This window comes from Pseudomonas acericola (SeqCode) (genome assembly GCF_053456465.1).
Window position 1 is genome coordinate 1 of the sequence record NZ_JBRFJB010000007.1, and the last position, 6,697, is coordinate 6,697.

Annotated in this window: 1 protein-coding gene; it reads left to right on the forward strand. The window is 60.1% G+C overall.

Features of this window, described 5'->3' with window-relative positions:
• Positions 1-6,697 (forward strand): beta strand repeat-containing protein (locus ACU688_RS22665; protein WP_448186450.1); only part of this gene is annotated, 6,697 nt, incomplete at both ends.

Here is a 6,697-nt window from a genome sequence, read left to right on the forward strand (position 1 = left end):
CCGCAACCGACGAAGAAACCCCGCGTGCAGGCCTGACCATCACCTTCACGCCGGGCACCAACGCTGCTGGCTACTACGCCATCGTTGGCGACAACGTCGTGCTGACCAAAGCCGGCGCCGACTTCGTTAACGCCGGCAATCAACTGCCGAAAATCGACCTCACCGTCACCGACCCGCAGGGCCTGAGCTCCACCGGTTCCGACCAGCCCGCCGTCAACCTGCACAACGATGCGCCGGTAATCGAAATTGCGGCCAACACCATTGTTGAGGACACCGCCAGCGCAGGAACCGTCGCCGGTACCTTCACCGCGACCGACGAAGAAACCCCGCGTGATGGCCTGACCATCGACTTCACGGGTAACAGCAACGCCGACGGCTACTACAGCATCTCCGGCAACAACGTCGTCCTGACCCAAAAAGGTGCGGATTTCGTCAACGCCGGCAACCAGCTGCCAAAAATCGACCTGACCGTCACCGACCCACAAGGCCTGCACTCCAACGGCACCGGCCAGCCGACCGTCACCCTGGTCGATGACACCCCAACCGCCATCGACAACCACATCGAAGGCAACGAAGACACCCCGATCGAACTGACCTGGGCAACCTTCGGCGTTCAGGATGAAGACACCACCAGCCCAGGCGTGGTGTTCACCAGCCTGCCGGCCGGTTCCATCGAGTACAAAGTCGACGGCGAGTGGGTCAAGCTCACCACGGCCGACCTGAAAACCGACACGTCGGCAGGCAAGGTCTTCACCCAGGCTGATTTCGATGCGCACAACGTGCGCTACAGCCCGGCGGAAAACGAATCCGGCGATAACAGCTTCGGCGGCACCGGCGTGGGCAACAAGCAAGGTGACTACACCGAGCTGAAATTCCAGGCCACCGACGGCAACTCCTACAGCGACACCAAGACCATCACCGTGGATATCCACCCGGTGACGGATGTGCCGGTCCTGACCATCGGCCAAGTGCCAACCGGTTTGACCATTCAGACCTGGACCGGCGGCAACCTGCCGGGTGCCTTGGGCACCAACGGCCAAGGCGTGACCGACTCCAACACCCTGATCAAGGTAATCAACGGCCAAGCCGCCGGTAGCGCAGCCACCACGGGCGTGACCAGCGATGTCAACAATGGCAACGTGGCCGAAGGCACCGCGACCAAAGTGTCCGGTCTGGTTTACCTGGAAGCCGGCAAGAGCTACACCTTCACCGGTACGGCCGACGACAGCCTGGCAATCACCGTGGGCGGCAAGCTGGTTGCTTCCGAGACCTGGAGCCAAGGCAGTGGTATCAATGGCTCGGCCTTCACGCCGACCGAGTCGGGTTATTACACCCTCGACATCTACCACTACAACCAGAACGGCCCGGGCAACTACAACGTCAACGTGTCGGTCAACAACGGCCCGTCGGTATCGCTGGGCAGCAGCGGCGTGCAGACCTACACCAGTATCGAAGCGTTGAAAGACGCCGGCATGGTGTTGGGCGATAGCCACGTGGTGAATGGCGAAGGCTATTACACCGGCAACGTCTACAACCACGGCCTGGAAGACACCGCGATCAAGATCGCGCCGATTGACGTCAAGTTTGTCGACACCGACGGCTCGGAATCCCACAAGGTCGAAATCAGCGGCCTGCCGGAAGGCACCTTGCTGACCGACGGCACCTACACCATCACCTCGACCGGCGCAAACACGCTGTACGACGTGAGCACCTGGAACCTGAGCACCCTGAGCGTTACCCCGTTCAAGGACTCGACCGCCAGCTTCGACCTGACCGTGAAAGCCACGGCCAAAGAGCTGAGCACCGGCGTTGAAGAAGTCACCACCGGCAAAATCAGTGTCGTGGTTACAGCAGTCAACGACGCCCCGGTACTGGGCAATGAATCGACCAACGCGTTCGGCGACACCTACATCGAGGGCAAGCCAGGCGGCTACGTCGCGGCGAACCTGACCATCACCGACGTCGACAACACCACCCTGCAAAGCGCCAAGGTCACGCTGGTCAACCACCTGACCGACGATGTGCTGATCGCCGATGTCAGCAACACCAAGATCACCGTCAGCTACGACAAGACCACCGGTGTGCTGACCCTGTCCGGTGAAGCCACCAAGGCTGAATACCAGGAAGTCCTGCGCTCGGTGCACTTCGCCAGCGAAAGCGAAGACCCAAGCCCGGTCAACCGTAACCTGACCATCACCGTGAGCGACGGCCAGGCGGATTCGGCGCCAGTGACCTCCGTGATCTACGTGGTGCCGGTCAACGATGCGCCGGTTGTCAGCTTCGAGAGCACCAAGTTCGTCGAGCAAAAAGGCGCGGTGGCACTGGTTGAAAAACTGAGCATCACCGACGTCGACAACCAAACCTTCAGCAAGGTGGTGGTCACCGTTGATCACCTGGTGTCTGGCGACCTGCTCACCAACGCCGACGTGCTCAAGGCCCTCGCCGTTGCCGGTATCACCATCACCGAAAGCGGCAGCGCCGCCGATGGCAAGATCGTCTACACCCTGACCAGCAACTTGCCGGCCGGTAGCAGCGCTGCCGACTTCATCAAGCTGGTTGAAGCGATCACCTTCCAGGCCCCGGGCAACAACCCGGCCGGTACTGATCGCACCGTGAGTATCGCCGTGACCGATAACGGTGGCGGCAACCTCGACCGTGAGCCGCCAGAAACCAGCACCGCGACTGGCAAGGTTACTGTCGAGCTGTTCAACGATGCACCTACTGCAACCGGTAGCTCGACTGGCGCAGACGAAGACCACGCAGCCACGATCGTGCTGAGCGGCGCCGATGTGGACGGCACCGTCGCCAAGTTCGTCATCACCACCTTGCCGGAGAATGGCAAGCTGTACAGCGACGAAAGCATGACCACCGAACTCAAGGTCGGTGATTCGGTGCCTGCGGGCGCTGACGGCAAGGCGTTGGTCTACTTCAACCCAACGGCTGACTGGAGCGGCACAACGGCGGTCACCTTCACGGCGGTCGACAATGCCGGTAAAGCCAGCGACGTCACCACCGCTCCTGTGACCATTGCACCGGTCACCGACACCCCACACCTGGGCCTGCTCGGTGGCGGCGTCGTCAGCGCGATCAACTTCGACAGCGCGAACCTCAACGGTTCGTGGGGCACCGTCGCAGTCGGCGATGCCAACAACGCAGCCGGCACCGGTCCTGCCACCCAGTGGATGACTGGCAACAGCGACGGCAAGGTTGAAATCGGCCAAAGCAGCATCTACGGCGTCGAGACTCCGGGCAACAGCCAGGTCATTGAGCTGGAGAAAAACGCCGGCGACGATTCCAGCCTGTACACCATCATCAAGGCTGAAAGCGGCACCGCGTACAGCATCTCGGTCGACTATTCGCCGCGTGCCGGCGCCGAGAACAACTCGGTCATCGATGTCTTCTGGGGCGGCGTCAAAATCGGCACCCTGGATACCACTGTCGTTGGCATGAAGACCTACACCTTCGTGGTACCGGTGACTGCTGACGGCGACGCCAAACTCGAATTCAAGGCCCCGGCCGGCGAAGCCAACAACTCCCTTGGCGGCGTGATGGACAACATCAGCGTCACTCAGGTGCTGAACACTGGCCTGGAAGACCACGCAATCAAGCTGTCGGCGATTGACGCCTACGCCACCGACAAGGATGGCTCCGAGACCCTCAAGCTGGAAATCAGCGGCATTCCGGCAGGCGCGACCATTTCTGATGGCGCGGGCCACACCTTTACCGCGACGGCCGGCAATCAAAGCGTCGACATCAGCGACTGGAGCAGAGCCACACTGGTCTACAACCCGGTGGCAAACGCCTACGGCGTAGTAAACCTGACCGTGACCGCCACGGCGCAGGATGGCAATGCGTTGCCTAAGTCCGAGTCGATCACGCTGCCGATCAATGTGATTTCGGTCAACGACCTGCCCGTCATCGAAGTGGTCGCCAATGCCCTGGTGGAAGGCCAAGTGGCGGAAGGCACCGTTGCCGGTAACTTCACCGTCAGCGATGTGGAAACCCCGGTTGCCCAGCTGAAAGTCACCTTCACCGGTGACAGCAACAAAGATGGCTACTACACCCTCGTTGGCAATGCCGTGGTGCTGACCCTGGCGGGTGCGAACTTCGTCAACGCTGGCAACAAACTGCCGGCGATTGATCTGACCGTGACCGATGCCGACAAAGGCAGCGCGCACGATGCGGCGACGCCGGATGTGACGTTGGTTAACGACGTGCCGGTGATCACTGTTGCTCCGGCTACGATTGAAGAGAACTCGGCTGCTGTGGGTACTGTTGCCGGTACTTTCACTGCGACTGACGAAGAGACTCCACGTGACGGTCTGACCATCACCTTCACGCCAGGCACCAACGACGCCGGTTACTACACCATCGTTGGCAACAACGTAGTGCTGACCCAAGCGGGCGCGAACTTCGTTAACGCTGGTAACCAGCTGCCGAAGATTGACCTGACTGTTACTGATCCAGCAGGCGCTCACTCGAATGGCGAAGGCCAGCCGACTGTTAACCTGGTTAACGACGTTCCGGTTATCACCGTCGCTCCGGCCACGATTGAAGAGAACTCGGCCGCAGTCGGTACTGTCGCCGGTACCTTCACTGCGACTGACGAAGAGACTCCACGCTCGGGTCTGACCATCACCTTCACTGGCAACAGCAACTCGGCTGGCTACTACGCCATCGACGGCAACAACGTTGTGCTGACCAAAGCCGGTGCTGATTTCGTCAACGCTGGCAACCAGCTGCCGAAGATCGATCTGACCGTTACCGATCCAGCGGGCGCTCACTCGAATGGCGAAGGCCAGCCGACTGTGAACCTGGTTAACGATGTGCCGGTTATCACCGTTGCTCCGGCCACGATTGAAGAGAACTCGGCTGCTGTGGGTACTGTTGCCGGTACTTTCACCGCGACTGACGAAGAGACCCCGCGTTCGGGTCTGACCATCACCTTCACTCCGGGCACCAACGACGCTGGCTACTACGCCATCTCTGGTAACGACGTTGTGCTGACCAAGGCGGGTGCGGACTTCGTTAACGCGGGCAACCAGCTGCCGAAGATCGACCTGACCGTTACTGATCCAGCAGGCGCTCATTCGAATGGCGAAGGCCAGCCGACCGTTAACTTGGTGAACGATGTGCCGGTTATCACCGTTGCTCCGGCCACGATTGAAGAGAACTCCGCCGCTGTAGGTACCGTCGCCGGTACCTTCACCGCGACTGACGAAGAGACTCCACGCTCGGGTCTGACCATCACCTTCACTGGCAACAGCAACTCGGCTGGCTACTACGCCATCGACCGCAACAATGTTGTGCTGACCAAGGCAGGTGCTGATTTCGTCAACGCGGGCAACCAGCTGCCGAAGATTGATCTGACTGTTACCGACCCAGCAGGCGCTCACTCGAATGGCGAAGGCCAGCCGACTGTTAACCTGGTTAACGATGTGCCGGTTATCACCGTTGCTCCGGCCACGATTGAAGAGAACTCGGCCGCTGTAGGTACCGTCGCCGGTACCTTCACTGCGACGGATGAAGAGACTCCACGTTCGGGTCTGACCATCACCTTCACTGGCAACAGCAACTCGGCTGGCTACTACGCCATCGACGGCAACAACGTTGTGCTGACCAAAGCAGGTGCTGATTTCGTCAACGCGGGTAATCAGCTGCCGAAGATTGATCTGACTGTTACCGATCCAGCTGGCGCGCACTCGAATGGCGAAGGCCAGCCGACCGTGAACCTGGTTAACGACGTACCGGTTATCACCGTCGCTCCGGCCACCATTGAAGAGAACTCGGCTGCCGTTGGTACCGTCGCCGGTACCTTCACCGCGACTGACGAGGAAACTCCACGTTCGGGTCTGACCATCACCTTCACTGGCAACAGCAACTCGGCTGGCTACTACGCCATCGACGGCAACAACGTTGTGCTGACCAAGGCCGGTGCTGACTTCGTTAACGCGGGCAATCAGCTGCCGAAGATTGATCTGACTGTTACCGATCCAGCTGGCGCGCACTCGAATGGCGAAGGCCAGCCGACCGTTAACTTGGTTAACGATGTGCCGGTGATCACCGTTGCTCCGGCCACGATTGAAGAGAACTCCGCCGCTGTAGGCACCGTCGCCGGTACCTTCACTGCGACTGACGAAGAGACTCCACGTTCGGGTCTGACCATCACCTTCACTGGCAACAGCAACGCTGATGGTTACTACGCCATCGACGGCAACAACGTTGTGCTGACCAAAGCAGGCGCCGACTTCGTCAACGCGGGCAACCAACTGCCGAAGATCGACCTGACTGTTACTGATCCAGCGGGCGCTCACTCGAATGGCGAAGGCCAGCCGACTGTTAACCTGGTTAACGATGTGCCGGTTATCACCGTTGCTCCGGCCACGATTGAAGAGAACTCGGCTGCTGTAGGTACCGTCGCTGGTACCTTCACTGCGACCGACGAAGAGACTCCACGTGACGGTCTGACCATCACCTTCACGCCAGGCACCAACGACGCCGGTTACTACACCATCGTTGGCAACAACGTAGTGCTGACCCAAGCGGGCGCGAACTTCGTTAACGCTGGTAATCAGCTGCCGAAGATTGACCTGACTGTTACTGATCCAGCAGGCGCTCACTCGAATGGCGAAGGCCAGCCGACTGTTAACCTGGTTAACGATGTGCCGGTCATCACTGTTGCTCCGGCCACGATTGA